This is a genomic window from Microvirga sp. Mcv34, from assembly GCF_024519725.1.
In the GTDB taxonomy this organism is placed as follows: domain Bacteria; phylum Pseudomonadota; class Alphaproteobacteria; order Rhizobiales; family Beijerinckiaceae; genus Microvirga.
This window is the reverse complement of sequence record NZ_JALJRK010000029.1, coordinates 25,733-51,447: the sequence shown is the minus strand read 5'-3', so window position 1 is coordinate 51,447 and position 25,715 is coordinate 25,733. Positions and strand designations below refer to the sequence as shown.

At 66.3% G+C, this 25,715-nt stretch carries 19 protein-coding genes; 5 read left to right on the top strand and 14 right to left on the bottom strand.

The annotated features are described in order from the left end of the window. Positions 1 to 9 precede the first annotated feature (9 nt). A complete protein-coding gene (locus OC446_RS16315) occupies positions 10 to 1,338 on the top strand; it encodes a bifunctional folylpolyglutamate synthase/dihydrofolate synthase (RefSeq protein WP_262030073.1) in 1,329 nt (442 codons plus the stop codon). Positions 1,339 to 1,348: 10 nt separating this feature from the next. Here OC446_RS16315 and OC446_RS16310 read toward each other — a convergent pair whose 3' ends face one another. From OC446_RS16310 to OC446_RS16250, 13 genes are all read right to left on the bottom strand, one after another. Beyond that, complete coding sequence (locus OC446_RS16310) at positions 1,349 to 2,011, bottom strand: DUF930 domain-containing protein (RefSeq protein ID WP_262030072.1); 663 nt, start codon at positions 2,009 to 2,011, stop codon at positions 1,349 to 1,351. Positions 2,012 to 2,139: 128 nt separating this feature from the next. Next, positions 2,140 to 2,460, bottom strand: a complete 321-nt coding sequence (gene trxA, locus OC446_RS16305) for a thioredoxin (RefSeq protein WP_262030071.1) — start codon at positions 2,458 to 2,460, stop codon at positions 2,140 to 2,142. Between the two features lie 101 nt (positions 2,461 to 2,561). Further along, a complete protein-coding gene (gene addA / locus OC446_RS16300; RefSeq protein WP_262030070.1) occupies positions 2,562 to 5,996 on the bottom strand; it encodes a double-strand break repair helicase AddA in 3,435 nt (1,144 codons plus the stop codon). After that, positions 5,993 to 9,208 (bottom strand): double-strand break repair protein AddB, encoded by a 3,216-nt coding sequence (addB, locus tag OC446_RS16295; RefSeq protein WP_262030069.1) that lies wholly within the window; start codon positions 9,206 to 9,208, stop codon positions 5,993 to 5,995. The genes addA and addB overlap by 4 nt, the downstream gene beginning before the upstream one ends. Before the next feature lie 18 nt (positions 9,209 to 9,226). Beyond that, positions 9,227 to 9,961 (bottom strand): nucleotidyltransferase family protein, encoded by a 735-nt coding sequence (locus OC446_RS16290; RefSeq protein WP_262030068.1) that lies wholly within the window; start codon positions 9,959 to 9,961, stop codon positions 9,227 to 9,229. A gap of 9 nt (positions 9,962 to 9,970) precedes the next feature. Further along, positions 9,971 to 11,557 (bottom strand): tRNA (adenosine(37)-N6)-threonylcarbamoyltransferase complex ATPase subunit type 1 TsaE, encoded by a 1,587-nt coding sequence (gene tsaE, locus OC446_RS16285; protein WP_262030067.1) that lies wholly within the window; start codon positions 11,555 to 11,557, stop codon positions 9,971 to 9,973. An 8-nt stretch (positions 11,558 to 11,565) separates the two neighbouring features. Further along, positions 11,566 to 14,136 (bottom strand): ATP-binding protein, encoded by a 2,571-nt coding sequence (locus OC446_RS16280; protein WP_262030066.1) that lies wholly within the window; start codon positions 14,134 to 14,136, stop codon positions 11,566 to 11,568. A 386-nt stretch (positions 14,137 to 14,522) separates the two neighbouring features. Further along, positions 14,523 to 15,923 carry an adenosylhomocysteinase gene (gene ahcY / locus OC446_RS16275; RefSeq protein ID WP_262030065.1) on the bottom strand — a complete coding sequence of 467 codons (1,401 nt, stop codon included), beginning with the start codon at positions 15,921 to 15,923 and terminating at the stop codon, positions 14,523 to 14,525. A 152-nt stretch (positions 15,924 to 16,075) separates the two neighbouring features. Beyond that, positions 16,076 to 16,396, bottom strand: coding sequence for an HPr family phosphocarrier protein (locus OC446_RS16270; protein WP_262030064.1), 321 nt, complete (start codon positions 16,394 to 16,396; stop codon positions 16,076 to 16,078). A 5-nt stretch (positions 16,397 to 16,401) separates the two neighbouring features. Continuing rightward, positions 16,402 to 16,800, bottom strand: a complete 399-nt coding sequence (locus tag OC446_RS16265) for a PTS sugar transporter subunit IIA (protein ID WP_262030063.1) — start codon at positions 16,798 to 16,800, stop codon at positions 16,402 to 16,404. Between the two features lie 88 nt (positions 16,801 to 16,888). Then, complete coding sequence (locus OC446_RS16260; RefSeq protein WP_262030062.1) at positions 16,889 to 17,344, bottom strand: HPr kinase/phosphorylase; 456 nt, start codon at positions 17,342 to 17,344, stop codon at positions 16,889 to 16,891. Next, on the bottom strand, positions 17,341 to 19,188 hold the full coding sequence (locus OC446_RS16255) for a sensor histidine kinase (protein ID WP_315986517.1): 1,848 nt from the start codon (positions 19,186 to 19,188) through the stop codon (positions 17,341 to 17,343). Before OC446_RS16255 ends, OC446_RS16260 begins: the two co-directional genes overlap by 4 nt. 90 nt (positions 19,189 to 19,278) lie before the next feature. Next, entirely contained in the window at positions 19,279 to 19,977 is a 699-nt protein-coding gene (locus OC446_RS16250; RefSeq protein WP_099509738.1) for a response regulator transcription factor, read from the bottom strand. A 511-nt stretch (positions 19,978 to 20,488) separates the two neighbouring features. On the opposite strand from OC446_RS16250, the gene OC446_RS16245 reads away from it, so the two are divergent. The 4 genes from OC446_RS16245 to OC446_RS16230 all read left to right on the top strand — a co-directional run bounded on the left by OC446_RS16245 (position 20,489) and on the right by OC446_RS16230 (position 24,644). Continuing rightward, the gene (locus OC446_RS16245) at positions 20,489 to 22,099 is read left to right on the top strand and encodes a phosphoenolpyruvate carboxykinase (protein ID WP_262030061.1); all 1,611 of its coding nucleotides are present in this window, start codon (positions 20,489 to 20,491) and stop codon (positions 22,097 to 22,099) included. A 7-nt stretch (positions 22,100 to 22,106) separates the two neighbouring features. Continuing rightward, entirely contained in the window at positions 22,107 to 22,628 is a 522-nt protein-coding gene (locus OC446_RS16240; RefSeq protein ID WP_262030060.1) for a hypothetical protein, read from the top strand. Between the two features lie 323 nt (positions 22,629 to 22,951). Then, a complete protein-coding gene (locus OC446_RS16235; protein ID WP_262030059.1) occupies positions 22,952 to 23,863 on the top strand; it encodes a DMT family transporter in 912 nt (303 codons plus the stop codon). Beyond that, positions 23,856 to 24,644, top strand: coding sequence for an SDR family NAD(P)-dependent oxidoreductase (locus OC446_RS16230; protein WP_262030058.1), 789 nt, complete (start codon positions 23,856 to 23,858; stop codon positions 24,642 to 24,644). The genes OC446_RS16235 and OC446_RS16230 overlap by 8 nt, the downstream gene beginning before the upstream one ends. A 4-nt stretch (positions 24,645 to 24,648) precedes the next feature. Here OC446_RS16230 and OC446_RS16225 read toward each other — a convergent pair whose 3' ends face one another. Further along, a complete protein-coding gene (locus OC446_RS16225) occupies positions 24,649 to 25,692 on the bottom strand; it encodes an aldose epimerase family protein (RefSeq protein WP_262030057.1) in 1,044 nt (347 codons plus the stop codon). Positions 25,693 to 25,715 lie beyond the last annotated feature (23 nt).

Sequence of the window (25,715 nt, the reverse complement as noted above, 5' to 3'; positions counted from 1 at the left end):
ACCAGGGCGATGGATTCCTCCGATGCGCTGATCGCGCGCTTTCTCGCCCTGCACCCGAAGACCATCGATCTTTCGCTCGGGCGCATCCAGCGGCTCCTGGCCCAGCTCGGCCATCCGGAGCGGCGCCTGCCGCCGGTCATCCATGTGGCCGGCACCAACGGCAAAGGCTCGACGATCGCGTTCATGCGGGCGATCCTGGAGAGCGCGGGGCTTGCCGTCCACGTCTACACCTCACCCCATCTCGTGCGCTTTCACGAGCGCATCCGCTTGGGCCGGCTCGGCGGCGGCGGCCGCTATGTGAGCGAGGAGAGGCTGGTCGAGGCCTTCCGCCGCTGCGAGGCGGTGAACGCGGGCGAGCCCATCACGGTATTCGAGATCACAACGGCGGCGGCCCTGCTGATCTTCGCCGAGGAGCCCGCCGACGTGCTCCTGCTCGAAGTGGGCCTCGGCGGCCGCTTCGACGCCACCAACGTCATCGACCGGCCCGCCGCCGCCGTCGTCACGCCCATCGGGCACGACCATGCGGAATATCTCGGCACGACCCTGCAGGCCATCGCCCGGGAGAAGGCCGGCATCTTCAAGCGCGGCTGCCCGGCGGTCATCGCCCCGCAGGATTATACGGAAGCCGACCAGACCCTGCGCGACGAGGCGGAGCGCATCGGCGCCTCGCCGCTCCTCGTCGGCCAGCAGGATTTCTCGGTGCACGAGGAAGGCGGGCGCCTTGTCTATCAGGACGAGAAGGGCCTGCTCGACCTGCCGCGCCCTCGGCTCATCGGGCGGCACCAGTTCACGAACGCCGGTACGGCGATTGCTGCCCTGCGTGCGGCTGGATTCGAGAAGTTCGAGACCTCAGCTTTCGAGGCCGGCCTCACCCGGGCCGAATGGCCGGGCCGCCTGCAGCGCCTCAACCGGGGCCGCCTGCCGGAGATCGCCCCGCGGGGCTGCGAGCTCTGGCTCGACGGCGGGCACAACCCCGACGGCGGCCGGGTGCTGGCCGCCGCCATGGCGGACCGGAGCGACCGCTCGGACGTGCCCCTCGTGCTGATCACCGGCATGCTCGGCACGAAGGACAGCCAGGCCTTCTTCAAGAATTTCTCAGGCCTTGCCCGCGAGGTGATCGCGGTGCCGATCGCCGGCCAGATCGCCGCGCGCCCGGCCGAGGAGGTCGCGGCCATTGCCTCGAGCGTCGGGCTCACCACCTCGACGGCCCCGAGCGTCGAATCGGCCCTCGCGTCGCTCCACAACTACGTCTGGGATCACCCGCCCCGCATCCTGATCTGCGGCTCGCTGTATCTCGCCGGCGAGGTGCTGGCGGCCAACGGGACGCTGCCGGAATAGGGAGCTGCAACTAATCCGCATCCAGCATCGGATCGGGCAGATTGTACTTGTCCCACAAGCGTTTCGGGATAGCCTTGCCGACGGAAAACTCGAAGCTCTGCACAGCCTGATGATGGGTGCTGAGCCCACACTTGAAGGTCAGATCATACCACTGTCGGTGACTGCGGAACGCGGCTCCCTCGGCAACAACGGTGTCGTTGATGATTGTCACGTCCGACTTTGCGTAAGCGACGATCCGATCAGGATGAAATTGTTGGAGCGAAGCCCCAATCTGGGCCAGAGCCTCGATATCGCAGAGCTGTTCCAGCCGCGTTTCTTCCTCCATGCCGACAAGGGCCGTTCGCATGGCGCTGCTGCCGGGATGAGCCAAGATGGTGGCCGACAGTATCGTCGTGGCGCGGATCGGGCCAGGATTGCCAAATGGGGTTCCGGCAGGCTCCTCAGCATCGGGGCGGCTGCCACCGGGAACGGAGGCCTTGCCGAAGGCATGCCACTCCTCGGGAGACCAGATCTCCACCGGAATGCCCTCTGTGGCCGGCGGGAGAATCATGGGAGCCAGAAGGCTGCTCAAGGCCAGCAGCAGAAAGGCGTGCAGGATCAGGGATGCCGGAATACTCCACGGATCACCCCTGACATAGCTCAAGACGGCTCGGGTCGCCGCGCGTCGGGTCATAGATTGCTTTCATCACACCTGTTCTTCAAGGCGGTTGAAGTGTGATGAAATTTCATTTCGACAAGAGCCGGGCGGGCACAAAAAAGGGGCCTTTCGGCCCCTTCGTGCTCTTACGCACGTCGGATCGATCAGGCCGAGGCCTGGATCCAGCGGGAGAGCTCGCCCTTGGGGGCGGCGCCGACCTTCTGGGCGACGACCTTGCCGTCCTTGAACATCATGAGCGCCGGGATCGACCGGATGCCGAGCTGGGAGGAGATCTGCGGGTTCTCGTCCACGTTGAGCTTGGCGATCTTCACCTTGCCGGCCATCTCGTTGGAAATCTCTTCCAGGGCCGGGCCGATCATGCGGCAGGGGCCGCACCATTCGGCCCAGAAATCGACCACGACGGGCTCGGAGGATTGCAGGACATCCTGCGCGAAGCTTGAGTCGGTCACCTTTACGGTTGCCATCAGATCACCTTTGACTTGAGCGCGACTCGATTCCCGAGCCGCTCGGCTATAGGGCCAAGGTAAGAACCCGGCTTGAGGGAATCAAGCAACGGGCCCGTTCCTCACGCCGCTTTGATGAGGGTAAGTGCGGATTCCAGCTCGGGTTCCAGGAGCTCGTGGATCACGGGCCCGGAAGTCCAGATCAGGAAGGTGCGGATGCGCTTCTCCGGATAGATCTCGGCGAGGAGCATCCGGTAGAGGGCGAGCTGCGCCACATAGGAGCGCGGCGGCGGCTGGCCCGGCTTCGGCGCCCGCGCGGTGGTCTTGAAATCGGCCACCAGCACGTCCGTGTCGAGCACGGCCAGCCGGTCGATCTGGCCGGACACCAGGATCTCGCCCTGGCCCGTCAGCACCCGCCCGGCGATGGGCGCTTCCGCCCGGGTGCCCTGGCCGAAGAGGGGCTTCAGGTCCGGGTGGTCGAGAACCCCGAGGGCGTTGGTCAGGATCGACTCGCGCAGGTCCTGGGGAAGACGCGGGGCGCGGGCCTTGACGTAGGCGCGCGCCATGCTCTCCCGGTGCTCCGGCGCGAGCGCGGGCAGGCGTTCCAGCAGGGCATGGACCAGGGTGCCGCGCAGGCGGGCCTCGGGCGCGTAAGGGCCGTCGCCGGGCCGTGTCATCCGGTCGGCGGCGCCGAGGGCGCTGGAGGGGCGGATCGGGGGCAGGGGCTCGGGCTCCGGCATGGCCGCCGTGGTCAGCCAGTCCGGGACCGCGATGGGATCGAGCGGCGCCACGTCGGATTCGGCCACCAGCGTGCGGGCCAGGGGCGAGCCTTCGCGCCAGACGGCGATCTCGCCATAGGGAGCCTTGTCGAGCTCCAGGCCACCGGCCTTGGCGACGAGCCCGTGACGGATCATCTCGCACCAGGCTTCCTGCTTGGTTTCGTTGCCGTTCGTCCGGTAGGGGGCGATCACCAGCCGGTCCTTGGCACGGGTCATGGCGACGTAGAGCAGGCGGTTGTGCTCCTCGTAGCCCTTGGCGTGCAGGAGCTCGCGCGCCTGCTCCATCACGCTCGAATCGGAAGTCTTGCCGGGCGCCCAGACCGGGATCTTCCCGCCGGTCGCGGTCTGCAGCTGCAGCAGCGGCGGATCGCGGCCGAGCACCTCGCAGCCGTCGATGAGCACCACGATGGGGGCTTCCAGACCCTTCGCGCCGTGCACGGTCATCACGCGCACTTCGTTGTTCACGGAATCGAGGTCGCGCTTGATCGTGTGCGAGGCGGATTCGAACCGGCTGAGGAAGACCGTGAGGGAGGGCGTCTCGGTCATCTCCGATTGATGGGCGAAGCACAGGAAGGCGTCGATGGCGTCGCCCGCCTCGCTGCCCAGCCGCGCCACGAGCAGCGAGCGTCCGCCGCGCGGTCCGAGCAGGGTGGCGAAGAAGCCGAAGGGACCGTGGACGCGGGCCAGCTCGCGCCAGGCGCTCAGCGCCTCGCAGCCGCGCCTCGCCTTCGCGTCGCCCGCTTCCGCGTGGCGCGTCATCGCGGCGTGCAGGGATTCCTCGTCCGCCCGGTCGGCCGCGATGCGGATGAGGTCGTCGTCGGTCAGGCCGACGAGGGGAGATTTCAGCGCAGTCGCGAGCGTGAGATCGTCGTCCGGCAGAAGCGCCGCGCGGCCTGCGGCCACGAGGTCCAGCACGGCGATGTGCTCGCCGATGTTGAGCCGGTCCGCGCCGGCTACCGGCACGCCCGCTTCCTTAAGGGCGCGGATCACCGCCTCGAACGCCGCGCCGCGCTTTCGCACCAGCACGAGCACGTCGCCGGCGGACCACACGCGGCCCATCTCGTCGCCCTTGGTGGTCCAGCACTTCACCGCCTGGGCGATGCGGCGCGCGACGACCACGGGGGGCGAATGCTGTTCCGGCTCGTCGATGGGCAGCACCCAGGCCTCGGGCTCCTCCTCCTTGGCGGGCATTTCCAGCGGCCACATCTCCACGAGGCCGGGCGCATGGGGGCGCGCGCTCTCATGCACGGTGCCGACCGCCTTGTCCTCGAAGGACAGGCCCTTGAAATTCGCCGCGACCGCGAAGGTGGCGTCCACGGCCGACAGCACGGCCCGGCCCGAGCGGAACGACATGGTGAGCGACACATCCTCGAAGTGAAGCTCGGCGTTTTTCACCTTCTGCGACCAGCTCCGGCGCGTCGTTTCGAATTCCTGCGGGGCGGCTCCTTGAAAGCCATAGATCGACTGCTTGGGATCACCCACGGCAAAGAGCGTGCGCACGCGTGAGGCCGCAGCACCTGCGCCCGACGTGAAATCCTCGGTGATCCGGCGCAGGATTTCCCATTGCTCCGGGTTCGTGTCCTGCGCCTCGTCGATCAGCACGTGGTCGATGCCGCGATCGAGCTTGTAGAGCACCCAGGCCGTGTCGCCGCGCGAGAGCAGCGCCAGCGTCTTGTCGATGAGGTCCTGGAAGTCGAGCGCGCCGAGGCGCATCTTCGCTTGCTCGACGCGGGCATGGATCTCGGCCGCGAGCGTGAACAGCGCGCCGGTGCGCTCGGCCGCGCGGGCGGCCTTGCGCTTGTCGATGAGAGAACACACCCGCTCCTGCTCGCGCAGCAGCCGGTCCTTCAGGCTCTCGCCGACATCCTTGGTCAGGAAGGCCGAACCCTTGCGCGGGGTGCCGGCCTCGGTGAGGAAGATCGAGAGATAGTTCTCGAGTTTGTCGGCTGTTTCCTTCGCCTCGGCGGCCGCGATGAAGGAGGCCGCGCGCTTCTGGTCGGTCGCTTTGCCGGCGAGGAGCTCCTGCGCGATGGCGGGCCACTCGTCCGGCCCGATGCCGCCTTCAAGCATGGCGGTCTCCACGCTCTCGAGCGTCTCGTCCGCGCCGAGCCCCAGCTCCCGGCGCAGCCGCGCGGGGCCTGACGCATCGTGCAGGAAAGCCTTGCACTTCAAGGCCGCGTTGATCGCGCTGGCGAGCGCGTCGCCCACCGCGTCCACGCTGATGATGTCGAGCGCTTCGGCCAGCGCCGGGAAGCTGCCGCTCGCCGCATCGGCCATCACATTGGCGGTGGCCTGAGAGAGCATCTCGTCGGTCTGGCTCTCGTCGAGCACGGCGAAGCGCGCCGGCACATTGGCCTCGAACGGCACGAGATGCAGAAGCCGCTCGCAGAAGGCATGGATGGTGTCGATCTTCAGGCCGCCGGGCGTTTCCACCGCCCGGGCGAAGAGCGTGCGCGCGAGCTTCACCTGCTGGCGCGTCGGCCTCTCGCCTTCGAGCTCCGTCAGCTCCTTGACGAGGCTTTCCTCGTCGAGCGTGACCCATCGGCCGAGGCGCTCGAACACGCGGATCGCCATGTTGGCGGCGGCCGCCTTGGTGAAGGTGAGGCAGAGAATGCGGCCCGGCAGCGAACCCGCGAGCAGAAGGCGCACGACGCGATCGGTGAGCACCTTGGTCTTGCCCGCGCCCGCATTGGCCGACACCCAGGCGGAGGCGCGCGGATTGGCGGCGCGGCGCTGCGCGTCCTTCGTGTATTCCGGGATGACGAGATCGGTGCTCATTCGGACCCCTCAACCCCGCCGGCGCTCGCCAGCGACCATTCCTTCACGCGCGCCAGATGGTCGTATTCCGAGAAGCGGCGCGCATATTTCGGGAACGGCCGCGAGACGTAAGCCGCTTCGCCCTTGGCATAGCGCACGATCATGCCCTCGAAGCGGCGGCGATGCTCCTCGACGATCTCCGGCACCGAACGCTCCTCGTCGCGTCCGGGCTTGATCTCGCGCGGCGTGATCGGCTCGCGGCCGCCGGTGGTGTGGATGTAGATCAGGTCCGGCGTGTCCTTCGCCATGGGCAGCCCCTTGAAGGCGCCCTTCATCAGCATCATGGCTTCCAGCGTCAGCTGCGGCGAGAAGCCGGCATAGACCTCGCGCACGCCGGGCGGCTGTCCCGTTTTGAAATCGATGATCGCGAAGCGGCCGTCGCGGCGATGCTCGATGCGGTCGGCGCGGGCGCGCAAGTTGAAGATCGTGCCGTCCGGCAGCGGGATCGACAGGCGGCCCGAGCGTTCCGCATAGATCTCGACGAGATCGGGGCGGCGGTTCTGCTCCCACACGACGAATTCGGTGGCGAGCCTGGTGAAGCGCGGCCACCATTCCGCATAGAGTTCGGGATAGGCCTCGGCGATGTCCGCGAAGGCGTCGGTGCCGAGAGCGAGCAGGATCTCCTGCGCATGAGCCGGCATCGCCTTCGGGTATCGCTCGGCGAACGTGCCCAGCACGTCGTGGATGATCGTGCCGCGATCCGCGGCGCTCGGCGTCACGGCAATCGCATCGAGCGCATCGAGCTTGAGGATGTGGCGCGCGAAGATCGAATAGGGGTCTCGCACCAGCGTCTCGATCTCCGTGACGCTCAAGGAGCGCGGGAACAGGGCCGGATCGGGCTTCGGACGCGGGCGCGGCAGCGACGGCGCGGGCTCCGGCGTGTCGAGAGTGCGCGCGAGACGGCGGTAATATTCGCCGGCGTTCGTCATGCGCTCCCACACGTCCTTGCCGGTAAAGGCCTTCAGGCGCTGGAGGAAACGCGAGGGAACCATGGGCGAGCCGTCGCGCTTGTGCGCGCGGGTGATCACCACGTCGTGCGTGCCGAGCGCCTGCACGAAATCGTGCGCCGTCTGGCCGATGCGCCGCTCCGGCGGCATCAGGCCGACGCGCGAGCGCATGGGCCGGTTGAGGAACGCGTCCGTCACCGTGCGCGGCGGCCAGGAGCCCTCGTCCAAACCGCCGAGCACCACCCGGTCGACGGAGAGAAGGCGCGCTTCGAGCAGGCCGAGGATCTTCAGGCGCCGGTGCGTGGCGCGTGGCGAAGGGCTCAACGAGCGCTGATTGGCGAGTGCCGTGAAGAAGGTCGGGTAATCGACGAAGCGGCCCGCGAGCGGATGGCCTTCCTCTGCGCGGATGTCGGAATGTTCGAGATCGTCGAACAAAGCCGCGAGCGCTTCCCTCGAGGAATCGTCGTCCTGCTCTTCAGATGCGTCGTCCGGACCGGTCCAGAGCAGCTCGACAGCGCGGCGGTGATGCTCCACGAGGGACATGAGGTCGAGACGCCCTTCGCCGTGCACGGACGGCGTGAAGGTCTCGAAGGCGACGCCGAGTCGCTGCAGCAGATCGTCGGCGAGGTCCCAATCGGCCTCCGTCAGGCGCTTGCGCGGGCGCGGCGTGCGATGATCGTTCCCGGCGCGGCGGCTGGCGAGCGCGGCGCGCATGCCCTCGATGCCGAGCGCGGGAGCGGGCCCGCGCAACACGCCGATTTCGAGCACGCTCGCCGCGTGCTCGACCGTTTCGCGAGGCAGGCCGAGCCGCACCATCGGGTGCGCGAGCAGGGCCAGAAGGCGCACGGGCCGCAAATCGTCGGCGGCCGCTTCCGCGGCCATGCGCGCGAGGCGTCCGGCGGGCGTGTCGGACAACGGAATGCCGGCGGAATCCTCGACGCTCAGGCCCCAGCGGGCGAGCTCCGCCGTCACGCGCGTGGCGAGCGCGCGGTCCGGCGTGACGAGGGCTGCGGTCTTGTGCGGATGCGCCATGGTTTCGCGCAGCGCAATGGCAATGGCGAGCGCTTCCTCGCGCTCGTCCATGGCCTCGATGATGGCGAGGCCCTCGCAGCCGCGCGCGCTCATGGAGGCGCGATCCTCGGGCGCGATCAGCGACCAGCGGTCCGTGGTGTCGGCTGGGCGTAGGATCTCGGAGAGCAGGTGGTTGCGGGCCTGCGCGGCGTCCGGCACCGCGCCGAGAACGGTGACGGCGGCGCGCGGGACGCGCAGATGCTTGTCCAGGAGGCGGCGGAGCGACGCCTGCGGGTGCCCGTGCACCGGATCGGTCTCGTCGTCGCCGACACCCCCGATGGTGGACCAGCTCTCCTCGTCGAGAACCGTGTCGAGCCCCGGCAGCACGACCGCGCCCTTGGGCAGGCGCGCGATCACGCCCATGAGGTTCGCGGTCGCCGGCACCGAACCGGTCGAGCCTGCGACAATGATCGGATGCGCGGGCCGCTCGCGGGTCAGGCGACGGGCCTCCGCGTCGAGGAGCGCGTTGCGCCGCTGCGCTGGGTCGCTCGCCTGGCGCTCGGCCAGGATTCGGGGCCAGTTCTCGCTCGCGATCTGCACGAAATGGCGCGTGATCTCGAAATAGGTCGAGTAGTCGGAATCCACCGCCAGTTCGAGGGCATGCCAGTCGATGCCTTCCGTCGTGAAGGCATCCATCAGGGTTTCGAGATCGCCCGCGAGGTTCACAGCGTCGGCCGGCGAGGCCGGCACCATGAAGGGCACCTCGGGGCCGAGCTGCAGCAGCGCGCGGTCCACTTCCGCCGACCAGCGCTGCACGAGGCGTGTGAGGATGAGACGGCGCTCCAGGGGCGGAATCGGGGGCTTGAGGCTCGCGGCCTCCTGGAGCGGCGTGCCTTCGAGGCCCGTCAGCTCGAACTCGGCCTCGTCGGTTTCACCCAGGGGGACGATCCGCGGCAGGAGCTGCGCCCGCCCGGCGCCGCGCTCGGCGAGCAGCGCGATCAGCGCCCGGGTGGCGCGGCGGTTGGGAACATAGATCGTGATGTCGGACAAAGCCGCCGGATCGTCCGGCAGGGGGCCGACGAGATCCCCGTCGAACAATGCGTCCACCAGCGCCGGCAGGAAGGCGCAGCCCGGCGGGATCGAAAAGACGCGCGGCGCAATCCTCGAATCAAGCCTGACCGCGTCGGAAAACCGATCCCCACTTTTCCCGGTCATGCTCGGCACTCGAAAACCTCATCGCTTGCTGGCGGCGAGGCATCGTTCGGCCTCGGTAATCGCCTGAGGCTCCCCAACATGCAGCCATTGCCCCTCCATGCACAAGCCGTAGAGGCGCTCCTTCGCGATGGCGCGATCGTAGAAGGCGTTGGCCGAGAACGCTCCGTCGGGCGTTCCGTGCACGAGTTCCGGCTTCACGATGGCGACGCCCGCATAGGCGAAAGGAGCGCTCGGGTCCGTTCCGCGGCGGCGCAGGCGGCCGCTCTCGTCCATGTGAAAATCGCCCCGGCCTTCGAAACCGATGCTTGTGGATAACGGCGCCACGAGCATGAGAATGTCCATCCTGTCCGGCTCCCAGGCCGCCACGAGACGCTTCAGATTCGGCTCTTTGCCCTCGATCCAGAGCGAATCGGAATTGAACGTGATGAAGGGCTCGTCGCCGAGAAGGGGCAGGGCCTTCTTCACGCCGCCGCCGGTTTCCAGGAGCTCGCCGCGCTCATCGGAGATGATGATGCGCGGGAACGCACGCGTGCACACATGCGCTTCGAGCATGTCGGCGAAGTGGTGCACGTTCACCACCACCGTGTCGATGCCCGCCTCGTGCAGCCGGTCGAGGGCGAAGTCGATGAGACTTTGTCCCGCCACCTTCACGAGGGGCTTCGGCAGGGTGGCCGTGATCGGCAGCATGCGCTTGCCCAGGCCTGCGGCGAGAACGATGGCTTTGTGCGGCGCGCGCGGTGAGGTCTGGGACAAGGGGCTGGCTCAGGATTCGGGAGGGACTTCATCCGCCGGCGGGATGAGCCTCGGCAGATAATTTTCATACCAGCCCTTGAGCTTGCCCAGGGCCGGATGAGCGAGGTTGCGGATGAGATAGGCTTCGATCCGCGGCAGATGCTTGAGGTAATGCGGCTTGCCGTCGCGCCGGTCGAGGCGGGCGAAGATGCCGAGGATCTTGGTTGCACGCTGGCCCGCCATGATCGCATAGGCGCGGGCGAAGGCCGACACGTCGAAATCGGGGTCGACGGCTTTCCGGTCGCGGGCATAGAGGCCTATGAGCTTCAGTTCGAGCTCGGGCGGCACGGTCACGCGCGCATCCTGCAGGAGCGACGCGACGTCGTAGGCGGGCGAGCCCAGAACCGCGTCCTGGAAGTCGATCATGCCGACCCGCTGCAGGCCCTCGCGGCGGGGCAGCCAGATCAGGTTGGGGGAGTGATAGTCGCGCAGGGTCCAGGTGGCCGGGGCGGCGAGAACCTCGCCCAGGGTCTCGGTCCAGAGATTGACGAACTCCGCCCGCGCCGACCCTGAGGGCTGCGTGCCGATGATGTGGGGCACGTACCAGTCGAGCAGAAGCTCCACCTCGATGAGCAGCGCTTCGAGGTCGTAGGGCGGGATCGGATGGTCGATGCCGTCCGCCACGGGAAGCACCTGCGGCAGGGTTTGGCCGTGGAGCTGCGCCAGGACCCGGGTCGCCTCCGCATAGCGCTCCGGGATCGGGCCCCTGGCGTCGGTGAAGGGCTCGGAGCCGAGATCCTCGATGAGGAGGAGGCCCGCATCGAGATCCTCGCCGTAGATGTAGGGCGCGCTGAAGCCGAGGGCGCGCAGGCCCTTGTCCATGGCCACGAAGGCATGCACCGTCTCGGCCAGCTTCGCGATGGTCGTGTAGGGCTTGCCGCGCCGCACGGCGGGCCCGACCGGACGCGGGGGCGAGATCATCAGCAGCGCGGTCGAGCCGTCGGGCTTCACCAGGCGCTCGTAGGAGCGGATCACGGAGGCGTCGCTCGGCATGGGCTGGCGCTTCGCATCGCCCCAGCCGCAGCGCTCGACGAGGCTGCGATAGGCCTTCATGCGCTGGAGCCGGGATGCGAAAGCGCCGGTTCCGGTGAGCATCGCGAGGCGGCCGCGTCCCTGGCTGCCGGGGGCGAAGTCGAGGCGGATGTCGAGATGCTCGGGGTTCAGCGCGCCGTCGGCCCGTTCCGGCCATTCGACGAGCGCGATGGCGTTCTCCGTCATCTCGTCCCAGCCCAGCTCCGCGAGTTCGTAGCCGCCGGAGAGGCGGTAGAAATCCGCATGGACGATGGGGGGCTGCTGGCCGTCATAGACCTGCATCAGGGTGAAGGTGGGGCTCGGGACCTCGAGCTCCGGATCGCCCGCCAGGGTCCGCACCAGGGCGCGGGCGAGGGTCGTCTTGCCGGCGCCGAGGCCGCCCGACAAGGTGACGAGGTCTCCCGGTTTCAGCTCTTCGGCCAGGATCCGGGCGAAGCGCTCCGTCGACGCGTGGTCGGGAAGCGTCACGATCCAGGCGGCTTGCAAAAGATCCTGCTCGGGCATGAGGGCCAGTCCATTCACCATCGCTGTTCCTACTCGGCTGCGATTGGAGTTAGCGCAGATTGCGCGGATCGGCCATCGGACGGCGCCTCGTGCCGGTCATTGGGGAAGATGCACGTGACCGTGGTGCCGAGGCCTGGCGTAGACGAGACCTCGATGCGCCCGCCATGCAGTTCCACGAAGGAGCGCACGATGGACAGCCCCAGGCCCACGCCGCGATGGCGCGTTCCCAGCGTGTGGCTTTCGAACCGCTCGAAGATGCGCGCCTTGATCTCGGCCGGAATGCCGCGCCCCTGGTCCTTCACGTCGAAGATCACCTCGCCGCCGCGCTTGCGCGCCGACACCTGGATCGTCTGGCCGGGCGACGAGAAGCCGACCGCGTTGGAGAGCAGGTTGAACAGAATCTGGCGAACGCGCTTGCCGTCGGCCACGAAGGTGCCGATGTCGTCCGGCGTGTCGATGACCAGGTTGAGGGAGGATTCCGCCAGCCGGTCCTCGAGCCCGCGCATGGCGGCCTCGATGGTGGAGCGGATGTCGACGATCTCGGGCGTCAATTCCAGCGAGCCGGTGTCGATGGAAGCGAGATCGAGAATGTCGTTGAGGATCGCGAGCAGCGACGCCGAGGACCGCATGATGTGGTCGGCGTAATCGCGCTGGCGCGGATTGAGGGCGCCTACCGTCTCGTCGCCGAGCAATTGCGTGAAGCCGATGATGTTGGTGAGCGGCGAGCGCAGCTCGTAGGACACGTGGTGCACGAATTCGTCGCGCAGGCGCGAGGCCCGTTCCAGCGCGTCGTTGCGCTCGGTGAGCGCGCGCTCCACGTTCACGCTCGCGGTGACGTCCGTGAAGCTCAGGAGCGTCGCGCCGTCGGGCAGGGGTTGGGCCGCGCAGTCGAGCGCCGTGCCGTCGAGGCGTTCGATGCGGCAGGTGAGCCCCATGCGCATGTCGGCAAGGCCCGCCACCGCGCCGCGAATGTCGATCCATGGCTCGTCGCGCGGCGACAGCAGACGGCAGGCCCTGATGATCGTGTCGATATGCGGGTTTTCGGCCGTCATCTCGGGCGACAGGTTCCACATGTCGGCGAAGGCGCGGTTGTGCAGCTTGAGGCGCCCGTCGGAGCCGAACACGGCGACGCCTTCCTTCAGGGTGTCCAGGGTCTCGGACTGCACGCGGGTCAACGAATGCACCTGCGAGGCGAGCTCGAAGCGCTCGCTCACGTCGTCGAACAGGTAGGTGACGCCGCCCTGCGGATTGGGGTTGATGACCACGCGCAAGGTGCGCCGGTCGGGCAGATGCCACCAGGTTTCCTGCTGCTCGACCGAGTGATAGCCCTGCAGGAACTCGGTCTTCCAGGCGCGGAAATCCGCCTGCTCGGGAATCTTGCGACCGGCGCGCAGCTTGTCGAGCACCTCGCTGTCCGTGGGGCGGGAGGCGAGGAAGGCGCCGTCCAGGCCCCAGAGACGCTGATAGGCGGCGTTGCTGAAGATGAGGGTCTGCGACCCGTCGAAGATCGCGACCGCCGTCGGCAGCTGGTCCAGGGTGCGCACATGGGCGTCCATCTGGCGCTGCAGGTTGGTGCGCACCGCTTCGAGTTCGGACACGTCCACGGCAATGCCCGCGCTGCCGCCGGCGGTGGGGCGCTCGATCACGTCGAGCACCGCGCGATGGCCCGCGACGACGGCCGTGACCCGGCCCGAATAGGTGGCGCCCGACCGGCGCTGCCGCCGCGCCTCGTCCCGGGTGGCCGTGCCGAGGAGTTCGAGGGAACGGGCGATGGCGTCGTCGAGGTCCTTGGCCTCGACGGAGCGCAGATAGGCCTGGTTCGCCCAGAGCAGCTTGTCGTCCGTATCGCGGATCCAGAGCGGATAGGCCACGTCGTCGAGCAGCATCGTCATGGAGCGCAGGTCGCTGCGCGCCACCGAGAGCTGGCCCTGAACCTTCATGAGCTCGGCCCGGTCGCCGGTCACGTCCCGCAGGCGCAGGAGCGCCCGTCCGCCGATGGTGCGGCCCTCCACGTCGACGAAGCGGCGGCCCGCGGTGCAGCGCCCAGTCATGCGGAACGCCTGGCCGCGCTCTTTAAGCTGTTCGAGGGCGCTCTCCACCGCGGTGGCGTCCGCCGGGGCGAGCCAGGTGCCGAAGGCCAGCGCGCGCTGGGCCGAGGCATTCTCGCCCACGATGGTGGGGTCGCCCTGGAAGCGCGGTTCGCCCTCCCGCCCGTGCCAGCTCACGAGGAGCTGGCGTTCCGAGCCCATGAGGAGGGTCGCGAGATCATCCGAGCCCCGCAGGGCGTCGAGCTCGTTGCGCAGGCGCCGCTCCATCCGGGCGGCACGCTTGCGCTCGTGCATCAACAGCAGGGCGCTGGTGGTCGAGACGGCCACGAGGCCCATGAACAGGCCGAAATAGACCGCGTTGTGCAGGTCGAAACTGTTCAGGAAACCGAGAAGGTCCGTCGCTCCGTCCGTGATCGGGCGCAGCAGGTCGTTGGCGAGGGCCGCCTGGGAGGTGCCGGTCAGGAGCATCAGGGACAGGGGGATGCGGGTCGAACCGGCGAGGGAGCCTGTCCCATCGCTGTTGCCGCTATGACGCTCCCATTGCCCGGCCATGCCGTGCTGCCCTTCCTTGTTGGCGGCCAGAAAACAAAGGCCAAGTTGGATCGATCCCGACCGCGCCTTGCGGCGCTGCAGGGGTCAACCGTCTACGCATGAACGGAACTGCCGGCGCAGGTTCGAAGCCACAGCACAGCCGGTCGATTCGTGTTCACTCTAGACTACCCCCGACTCCGCCAGGAAGAGGGTTAACACCGGCTTAAACTTCCTTTGGAGAACCTGTGTGCAATTCCTCGAACCATATTGCATTTGTGACACACACATGCCGGTGCGACAGTTTGGACGATTCGATGGTTTCCCGCCTCGTCATGGACGTCCGCACGTGAGGCAAGAAAAAAGCCCGGCAAAAGCCGGGCTTTCGTTCATTCGCGAGGAGCGACCGATCAGTAGCGGTAGTGATCCGGCTTGAACGGACCCTGCTCGGACACGCCGATATAGGAGGCCTGGTCGGGGCGCAGCTTGGTGAGCTTCACGCCGATCTTTTCGAGGTGCAGCGAGGCGACCTTCTCGTCCAGGTGCTTGGGCAGGGTGTAGACCTTGCGCTCGTACTTGCCCTGCTGGGTGTAGAGCTCGATCTGGGCCAGGGTCTGGTTGGTGAAGGAGGCCGACATCACGAAGGACGGGTGGCCCATGGCGTTGCCCAGGTTCACCAGGCGGCCTTCCGACAGCAGGATGATGCGGTGCCCATCGGGGAACTCGATCTCGTCCACCTGCGGCTTCACGTTGTTCCACTTCAGGTTCTTGAGGGACGCGACCTGGATCTCGTTGTCGAAGTGGCCGATGTTGCACACGATGGCGCGGTCCTTCATCGCCCGCATGTGCTCGATGGTGATCACGTCCTTGTTGCCTGTGGCGGTGACGAAGATGTCGGCGCGGGGAGCCGCGTCCTCCATGGTCGTGACCTCATAGCCTTCCATGGCGGCCTGGAGGGCGCAGATCGGATCGACCTCCGACACGAGCACGCGGCAGCCGGCCTGGCGGAGGGAGGCGGCCGAGCCCTTGCCCACGTCGCCGAAGCCCGCCACCATGGCGACCTTGCCGGCCATCATCACGTCCGTGCCGCGGCGGATGCCGTCGACCAGCGACTCGCGGCAGCCGTAGAGGTTGTCGAACTTCGACTTGGTGACCGAGTCGTTGACGTTGATCGCCGGGAAGAGGAGCTTGCCCTCCTTCTCCATGATGTAGAGGCGGTGGACGCCCGTGGTGGTCTCTTCCGACACGCCCTTGATCGAGGCGGCGAGGCCGGCGAACCAGCCCTTCGGCTTCTCGGAGAGCAAGCGCTTGATCAGCGCGAAGAACACTTCCTCTTCCTCGGAGCCCGGCTTGTCGAGGAACGCGGTGTCGCCGTTCTCGGCACGCAGGCCGAGATGGACCAGCATGGTGGCGTCGCCGCCGTCGTCGAGGATCATGTTCGGCATGCCGCCGTCGTGCCAGTCGAACAGCTTGGCGGTGTAGTCCCAGTATTCCTTCAGGGTCTCGCCCTTATAGGCGAAGACCGGGATGCCGGCGGCCGCGATGGCGGCGGCCGCATGGTCCTGGGTGGAGTAGATGTTGCAGGATACCCAGCGGATGTCGGCGCCGAGAGCCTTGAGGGTCTCGATCAGCACCGCGGTCTGGATCGTCATATGGAGCGAGCCGGCGATGCGGGCGCCCTTCAGGGGCTGCTTCGGACCGTACTCGGCCCGGACGGCCATGAGGCCCGGCATCTCGGTCTCGGCGATGGAGATCTCCTTGCGGCCGAAATCCGCAAGGCTGATGTCTTTGACGATGTAATCCTGCGCCATGATGGCCTCTCTCTGCACCTGTTCGGTTGAATTGGCGCTGTCTCTATCAGAGCTCGCCGGGAGAGGCAATCAAGATATAAAGATGTCTTTATATGTTATCCGGAGTGGGAGGTCCTGCCAGGATCGTCCTATCCCGGTCCCGAGCAGGGGGCCTATTCGTCCTCGCCGAACCTGTTGGCGAGAAGGTCGTCGATGGCCTGGAGGCAGGCCTGAGCATCCTCGCCCTTGGCCGTGACCGTGATGGAGGTGCCCTGGGCGGCCGCGAGGGTCAGAAGGCCCATGATGGAGCGCCCGCCCACGGTCTCGCCGCAGCGGGTCACCGTCACGTCGGAATTGAACCGCTCGACGGTCTGGACGAACTTGGCCGAGGCGCGGGCGTGCAGGCCCCGGCGGTTGATGATGGGAAGCTCCCGGACCTCGGCTCCGTCCGGCACAGGAGCCGGAGGGCAATTCTCATCGCTGAGACTGTGCATGACGCTCACTTTCCGGAGAGAACGCGCGAGGCGATATTGATGTATTTGCGCCCCGCCTCCTGGGCGTGGGAGACGGCGTCGGACAGGGTTTCCTCGTCGCGGACGGAGGCCAGCTTGATGAGCATGGGCAGATTGATGCCGGCCACCACCTCGACGGAGCCGTTCATGCAGGACAGGGCCAGGTTCGAGGGCGTGCCGCCGAACATATCCGTCAGGACCACGACCCCTTGGCCCGTATTGACCCGGCAGACGGCGGCCATGATGTCCTTGCGCCGAGTCTCCATGTCGTCGTCGGGGCCGATCGTGATCGTTTCAAGCTGCTCTTGAGGACCCACGACATGCTCGAGCGCCGCTTTGAATTCCGTCGCGAGCTGCCCGTGGGTGACGAGCACCATTCCAATCATAATGTTACAAGTCCGAACGCTCCGAGAGCGGAGCCGCTATTTTGTGCACTGCGAAGCCAAGCGCAAGAGCAATGAGAGGAAAAGTTCATCACAGTGTCACGACCGTGTCGCAAACACCACTCAGGCAGGCCAGGGCGACATCCGCCGAGATTGCACCGGCCTGCATCCGGATGCGAGGGATCATGACGCCGCAGAGCTCGACCTGCCTGTCTCCCTCCTCGGGATAGCGGGCGGGGCCGTCGGAGAGGTCGGCCACCAGGCGCACCACGGCGGCCTTTTCGAAAGGCTGGCGGACGATGCCGAGGCCGAACACCTCGATGCTCCCGCCGAGGGGCTCCACCGGCCGGGCGAGCAGGCGGCCGTGATGCGCTTCGAGGCGGGTGCGGTCGTCGCTGACCAGCCGCCCGAAGCGGCCCGCTCGGAGAGCGAGCGACACCACCTCGCGGGCCAGCGTCGACTTGCCCGATCCCGACGCGCCCCGGATCAGGAGCCCCGCCTCGCCGACGAGCACGCAGCCGGCATGGATCGTCTCGCCCTCGCTCAAGGGGATTTCTTCCCGGTGTCGCGCCGGGCCCTGTCCTTCTTCTCCTGCTCCTTCTTGGCCTTCGCCCCTTCGACGGGCAGGCGGATGACGAAGCGGGCGCCGAGGCGGTCGGGCTCGCCGTCCTCATCCGGAGGGCTGAGCCGGTTCTCGGCCCGGATCGTGCCGCGATGGGCCTCGATGATCTGGCGCGAGATGGACAGGCCGAGGCCGGAATTCTGGCCGAAGCCCTGCTCGGGCCGGTCCGTGTAGAAGCGCTCGAAGATTCGGTCGAGGGCGTCCGGCTCGATGCCGGGGCCGCTGTCCTCCACCAGGATCTCCACCTGGTTCTTGCGGCGGCGCATGGAGACGCTGACCGTCTCGTCGGGCGGCGAGAAGGAGCGGGCGTTGTCGATCAGGTTGTTGAAGACCTGGCCCAGGCGGCTGTCATGGCCGAGGACCAGGAAGGCGTCCCGGCCCTTGGCCTGCCGTTCGATGCTGAGCGTGATGAGCGGATCGTTGTCCTGGCGGCGCTCGTTGGCAACCGACACCACCGCGTCGAGCAGTTGCACCATGTCCACCGGCTCCGCGTCGGCGCGGGCGAGTTCCGCGTCGAGCCGCGACGCGTCGGAAATGTCGCTGATCAGCCGGTCGAGGCGCTTCACGTCGTGCTGGATGATCGACAGGAGGCGCTCCCGGGACTCGTCGCTGCGGGCAAGCGGCAGGGTTTCGACGGCGCTGCGCAGGGAGGTCAGCGGGTTCTTCAGCTCGTGGGCCACGTCCGCAGCGAAGCTCTCGATGGCGTCGATGCGGTTGTACAGCGCCCGGGTCATGTCGCGCAGGGCGCCCGACAGGTGGCCGATCTCGTCGGATCGCTTGGTGAAATCGGGAATTTCCTGCCGGGACTTCGTGCCCCAACGCACCCGTTCCGCCGCCTCGGCCAGCCGCCGCACCGGGCCCGCGATGGCGCCGGCGAGAAAGAGCGACAGGACGATCATGACCACGGCCGCCACCAGGAAGACCTGGAGCAGGGCGAAGCGCTCGGACGCGATGATCGCGTCGATGTCGCCTTCCTGGGTCGAGAGCAGGAGCGCGCCCTGGACCGTGCGGAAGCGCTGGACCGGCACGGCCACCGACACGATGGTCTCGCCGCGGTTATTGATGCGCACCACGCTCGATTGCTGGCCGGCGAAGGCCTGCTGCACCTCCGGCAGGGACTTGCCGTTGGCCGGTCCGACCTCCTCCTGCACCGGACGCCTGGTGCGACGGAACATCTTGCGGATGCTGTTCCAGGTGCGTTCGATGAAGCTCGTCGTATCCTCGACATTGGCGACCGGCGGCAGCTCCATGCGCAGGATGTCGCCGCGGGAATAGAACGACCTGGAATCGAGCAGCAGGGTGCCTTCCCGGTCGAAGATGCGGGCGCGGGTCTTGGTCGGCGTCACCAGCCGGCGCAGCAGGGGGGCGACGCGTTCCGGATTGATGGAGAACTCGAGCGACGAGAAGGATTCGTCGTTGAACCGCTCGGTCTCCCCCGCCTGCATCTGCAGGAGCTGGTCCGGGTCGATCGTGATGGTGTTGGTCTCGACCGTAGCGGAGCTCGCGATAGCGCCCGCTATGATCTCGCCCTGGGTCAGAAGGCTCTGCACCCGGGCCTCGATGAGGCCTTCGCGGAACTGGTTGAGGTAGAGGAAGCCGACGAGCAGGGCCACGAGGCCGGCCAAGTTGAGCACGACGATCCGGCGCGTCAGGCTCGACGAGCCGCGCTGGATGATCATGCGGCCGAAATTCTTCAGCCGCGCCAGGATGCCCTGAGGGGCCGGCGGATCGTCGAATGCCGCCTCGGCGTGGATAGGGTCTGCCTTCATGCCACTCGTTCAAGCCCGATCCGGTATCTGCGTCCCGGACCATGGCCGCCGTTCCGGGTTGCCTGCCAGGGTGCTCGCGCTACCAAAGCGTCAGGCTTCCTTGAAGCGGTAGCCCACGCCGTAGAGGGTCTCGATCATTTCGAAACTCTGGTCAACCGACTTGAACTTCTTGCGCAGGCGCTTGATGTGACTGTCGATGGTGCGGTCGTCCACATAGACCTGGTCGTCATAGGCCGCGTCCATCAGGGCGTTGCGGCTTTTCACCACCCCGGGGCGCGTGGCGAGGGCCTGCAGGATCAGGAATTCCGTGACGGTGAGGGTCACCGGCTCGCCCTTCCAGGTGCAGGCATGACGCTCCGGGTCCATCTTGAGCTGGCCGCGCTCCAGGGCCTTCGGATCGGCCTCCTTGGGGGCGGTCTGGTCCTTGGGCGCGAACCGCCGCAGGACGGCCTTCACGCGCTCGACAAGAAGGCGCTGGGAAAACGGCTTCCGGATGAAGTCGTCGGCGCCCATCTTGAGGCCGAACAGCTCGTCGATCTCCTCGTCCTTGGAGGTCAGGAAGATCACCGGCAGGTCCGACTTCTGCCGCAGGCGGCGCAGGAGCTCCATGCCGTCCATGCGGGGCATCTTGATGTCGAAGATCGCCAGATCCGGAGGAGCATGCTTGAGGCCGTCCAGAGCCGAAGCCCCGTCCGTATAGGTCTGAATGCGATAGCCCTCCGCTTCGAGGGCGATGGAAACAGAGGTCAGGATGTTGCGATCGTCATCGACAAGGGCGATCGTTGGCATGAACTCTTCCTTAGTTTGGCACAACTATGTCAGATTTTCGTATCGTCTGACAACGCAGGAGGCCCTAAAACGTCCCCAACTGCGCCTTTCTCGTGGCGTAAATATGGTTTCCCTCGGCTGTGGCCAGGGGCGGTCCTGATAGTGGTGTCTAACGGGCGCCCGTTCAACCTCCGATGAACGGCCCCCTGGTGGCCCGGACGGGATGCGCTCCTGCGCTTTCCGTTGCGGCATATATCGGATTTCGGGCTGAAATATCCGGTCAATCATACGAAAGAATGCGGAAAATACCTTGAAATTCGAGGGATTAGAGCTGGCAAAGGTCTGGTTCTCGGAAAAATAGAATGCGATGAAACGACCTGAGTTGACGGCACCGTCAGCTGACCTAAAGAAGGTTCCATGTTCAAGCGAGACGGCAAAGTCTTGCCCGAATTGTTTGGCCTACCCCATGTGACGGTCATCGGACGGCGGCTGATCCGGCCGCGCGGCGACCGCCAATCAGGAGAAGTCTTCCGTGGAAAATATCGGCGTCTTCAACAGCGCACAGGGCGCTGAGGCCTCCGGCCTCCGCAATCTCAAACGGGTCTACTGGAACCTCGAGGCGCCTGCCCTCTACGAGCAGTCCCTGACCCGGGGCGAGACCAAGCTCGTGCAGGGCGGTGCGCTTCTGGCCGACACCGGCGTGCATACGGGCCGTTCGCCCAAGGATAAGTTCGTGGTGCGCGACGAAACCACGGAAAACACCGTCTGGTGGGACAACAACGGCGCCATCACGCCTGGCCATTTCGACACCCTGCTGGCCGACTTCCTGGCCCATGCCGAGGGCAAGGAGCTGTTCGCGCAGGATCTCTTCGGCGGCGCCGATCCGGCCTACCGGGTCAAGGCGCGTGTCTTCACGGAATATGCCTGGCACTCGCTCTTCATCCGCAACCTGCTGATCCGTCCCGACCGGGGCGAGCTCACCGATTACGTGCCCGGCCTGACCATCATCGACCTGCCGTCCTTCAAGGCCGACCCGGCCCGCCACGGCTGCCGCACCGAGACGGTCATCGCCTGCGACTTCAAGCGCAAGATCGTGCTCATCGGCGGCACGTCCTATGCGGGCGAGATGAAGAAGTCGGTCTTCACCTATCTCAACTACGTGCTGCCCGCCCAGAAGATCATGCCCATGCATTGCTCCGCCAATGTGGGCAAGGAGGGCGACGTGGCCGTGTTCTTCGGTCTCTCCGGCACCGGCAAGACCACGCTCTCCAACGATCCAAACCGCATCCTGCTCGGCGACGACGAACATGGCTGGGCTCCGAACGGCGTGTTCAACTTCGAGGGCGGCTGCTACGCCAAGACCATCCGCCTCTCCCGCGAGGCGGAGCCCGAGATCTTCGCCACTACCGAGCGCTTCGGCACGGTGCTGGAGAACGTGACCATCGATCCGATCACGCGCGTTCCCGATTTCGACGATGCCTCCAAGACGGAGAACACGCGCTGCGCCTATCCGCTCGACTTCATTCCTAATGCGAGCGCCACGGGCCGCGCGGGCATTCCGAAGAACATCGTGATGCTCACCTGCGATGCCTTCGGCGTGCTGCCTCCCATCGCGAAGCTGACTCCGGCCGAGGCCATGTACCACTTCCTCTCCGGCTACACGGCGAAGGTCGCCGGTACGGAAAAGGGCGTGAAGGATCCGGAGGCCACCTTCTCCACCTGCTTCGGCGCGCCCTTCATGCCGCGTCATCCGTCCGAATACGGCAACCTGCTGCGCGATCTCATCGCCAAGCACTCGGTGGATTGCTGGCTCGTCAACACGGGCTGGACGGGCGGCAAGTACGGTGTGGGCCGGCGCATGCCGATCCGCGTCACCCGCCGCCTGCTGACCGCGGCGCTCGATGGCTCACTCTCCCGCGCCGATTTCCGCCGCGACCCGTATTTCGGCTTCGCGGTGCCGACCTCGGTGCCCGGCGTCGAGCCGCACATCCTGTATCCGGTGAAGACCTGGCAGAACAAAGCGGAGTTCGCCGAGACCGCCAAGCGCCTGATCGACATGTTCAACGAGAACTTCAAGCGCTTCGAGAGCCATGTGGATTCCGACGTCCGCTCGGCAGCGCCGCAGACGTCGATTGCAGCGTAAGAGTCCTATGATGGTGTTTTCCAGCGGAGGGTTTGCCGTCCGCTGGAAACAATTTTGCGTCCCATTTGGCTTGCTTCTCTCCATCCTGGGAAGTTCGGCAATGGCCGAGCCTCTTTCTTCCTCTTTGGAGCAAGGCCGCTCCCGGATTCTCGCTCTGCTCCAGCGCCAGCGCATCGTCCATCCGGACAGGTTGGTATCCCATCTCAGTTATGTCTGTTCCTTGAAGATCGCAGGAGAATCCATCGCGGTTCTCGATCTTCGCGAGCTCGTCCCGGGCGCCATGACACCGAGAGGTGTCAACCGCATTCTCTTTTTGGCTTCAACCGGCAAGGTTGTCAGAGAAATCGATTATGCAACCGAGCGGCCGCTCGAATGCCGAGGTGAAAAACTTGTCGTCTGGGGTGCTCTAGCCGTCGACAATACTGAACCGTCTGGAAACGTTTTGTCCTTTGATCGCAAAGGCCGCCTCGTCCAAGTCGAGCAGGTCGATGCGCAAAAAGGGCTATGGCCGCCGCGTTCAAAGGATTAAGCGGCTGCAACTGCGCTGAAAGCGAATACCCGCATCACCCCATCGGGCGGGTGCCATTTACCCTCCCAGACTGTGTTCAAAATGCAGCCGAGAGCATCGAACGCAAAAGTGGGCCTCGGTTTTGCGCGAGACGATGCGTCGAACCAAACAGATGAAGCATTGGACGTGAGTTCGAACTAGCGTCCGCTGCCTTCTCTTGTCTCGCCCACCGCCAGCGCTTCCCACCCATGCGCTGCGGGCATTCCGACTCACACGAAAGAATGTATGATGACAGGCAAATAGATGGGGGCTGAAAGCCTTCATCAGCCAGGTGGGATCCGCCCGTGAACCGATTGACAGGTGTCCTTTTTGCGATTGCCGCAAACGGGCTTTTCGCGACCAGCGACACCCTGGTGAAGCTCCTCTCCCTGCACTATCCCATCTTCCAGATCATCGCCATGCAGGCCGGCGTCGCCTGCCTCGTGGTGGGCTTCGTCATCTGGCGCGACAAGGCCTACCGGCTCTCGGCGATCCGCAATCCGAAGATGCTGATCGGGCGCGGCTTCCTCGCAGGCGTGGGAACGGTTTCAGGCTTCTATGCCTTCTCGCTCCTGCCGCTGGCCGATGTCTATGCCATCACGTTCGGGTCGCCGCTGGTCGTCACGGTCGCGGCCGCGTGGCTCCTCGGCGAGCGCACGGGACCGGCGCGGTGGGCCGCGATCCTCGTCGGCTTCTCCGGCATCCTGATCATGGTGCAGCCAGGCCATGCGGCCTTATCGCTCGGGCACCTCGCGGCCTTCCTCAACGTTTTCGTCGGGGCCGGGGTGATCCTGATCATGCGCACCATCGGGTCGCAGGAAAACCGCGCCATCATGGTCGCGGCCGTGATGGCCGGTCAGCTGACCGCGAGCCTTCCCGGCTTGTCCTTGAGCCACGTTCCCGAGTGGAGCGATGCCGGGCTGGTGAGCGTCGCCGGCCTCGTCATGGTGTCGGCGCAGTTCCTGATGATCGAGTCGCTTCGCCAGGCGCCGGCGTCGAGCGTCGCGCCCATGCAATACACAAAACTCATCTGGGCCATTCCGGTCGGGCTGTTCGTGTTCGGCGACGAGCCGAAGCTGCATGTCCTCGCCGGAGCCCTCGTGGTGATCGGATCGGTCCTGTACCTCCTCGATCACCAGCGCAGGGCCGACAATCGCATGGCTCGTCTCGACAGATCAGCGCGCCAGCCATGCGCAGGGGAGAAGAAGCTTGGTTGATTATCAGAATGCCATCGCAGGATCGCCGTTCTCGCTGCAGGGCAGGACGGCTCTCGTCGTGGGTGGATCGAGCGGAATCGGCAATGCGATCGCGCACGGTTTCCAGGACAGCGGCGCCCGCGTGGCGATCGCCGCCCGAACATCCGAGAAGGTGATGGCGGCGACGCAGCGCCTGCAGGAGAAGGATCCGTCCGCGCGAGGCTACGTGGTCGATGCTGCGCGCCCGGAGGAGATCGACCGGCTCGTCGCATCGGTTCTGGCTGATCTGGGTCCCGTCGATATCCTGGTCGCCTGTCAGGGCACGACGATCCTCAAGCCCGCGGAAGCCTTCACGCCGGCGGAATACGACGAGATCATGCAGACGAATCTCCGCAGCGTGTTCTTCACCTGCACGCGCTTCGGCAGGGCGATGCTGGATCGCGGGTCGGGTGCGATCATCACGATTGCGTCCCTCTCCGCCCATCGTGGTTGGCCGCTCGCCTCCGTCTATGCCGCAAGCAAGCACGGCGTCGTCGGGCTGACGAAGACGCTCGCAGCCGAATGGGCTGAGCGCGGCGTTCGCGTCAACGCCATTTCACCCGGCTTCTTCATGACGGAGCTGAACCAGTCCAAGATGAGCCCGAAGCGCAAGGAGAATGCGCTCCTGAGAACGCCCGCAGGCCGCTTCGGGCAGCTCGACGAGCTCGTGGGCGCTGCGATCTATCTGGCCTCGTCCGCATCGGGATTCGTCACGGGTGCCGTGCTCAACGTGGACGGAGGCTATCTCGCCTCCGGCATCTGATCGGCTACACGACAAGGAACGGAATGCGCATCACATGCAGGTATGTTTCGCCGGGGCGCAGCACGGCGGAGGGGAAATGCGGGATGTTCGGCGCATTGGGAAAGTTCTGCGTCTCAAGGGCGAAGCCGGCATGTCGGTCATAGACGGCGCCGCCCTTGCCGACGGCCGGAACCTTGCCGAAATGATTGGCCGTGTAGAACTGAACGCCCGGCTGGTTGGTCCAGATCTCCAGTCCGCGACGTGAGACGGGATCCACCGCCCGCGCCGCACGGCGCAAAGGCTGGCCGTTCTCGTTGAGACAGAAATTGTGGTCGTAGCCCGCTTCCGGGAGCTGGGTTGTGTCGTCGATCATCGCGCCGATGGGTCGTGACGCCCGGAAGTCGAATGCGGTGCCGGCGACGGGTGCCAGCTCGCCGGTCGGGATCTTTCCGGGCCCGACGGGCGTGTAATGATCGGCCTCGATCAGGAGATGCTGATCGCGGACATGTCCGGAATCGTGACCGGCGAGATTCCAGTAGCCGTGATAGGCGAGGTTCACGACAGTCGGGCGATCCGTCGTCGTTTCCATGACGATCTCGAGAGCGGGATCGTCCGTCAGTCTGTACGTGACCGTCGTGGTGACGGCGCCGGGATAGCCCTCGTCGCCATCGGGCCGCTGCAATGTCAATCGGACGGTCTTGTTCGCCGTGTCGGCTTCGCCGGTCCAGATCCTCTTGCTGAAGCCGCGAAAGCCGCCATGGATGTGGTTGGGCGCTTCGTTCGGCGAGAGGGAATAGGTCTCGCCGTCGAGGGTGAAGCGCGCATCGGCGATGCGGTTGGCATAACGGCCGCAGATCGCACCCGCCGAGCCGCGATTCTGCACGTAGGACGCGGGATCGTCATAGCCGAGGACGATGTCGGCCTGCCGCCCGTCGCCATCGGGAACGAACAGTCGGCTCAAGGCGGCCGCATAGGTGATGATCGTGGCGCGGGCCTGGCCCGCCTCGATGTCGAAGGCCTCGACCGGCGCGCCGTCGATGGTGCCGAAGATGGATTTCTGGATGCTCATGAGCCGACGTAAAAATGCCGGCA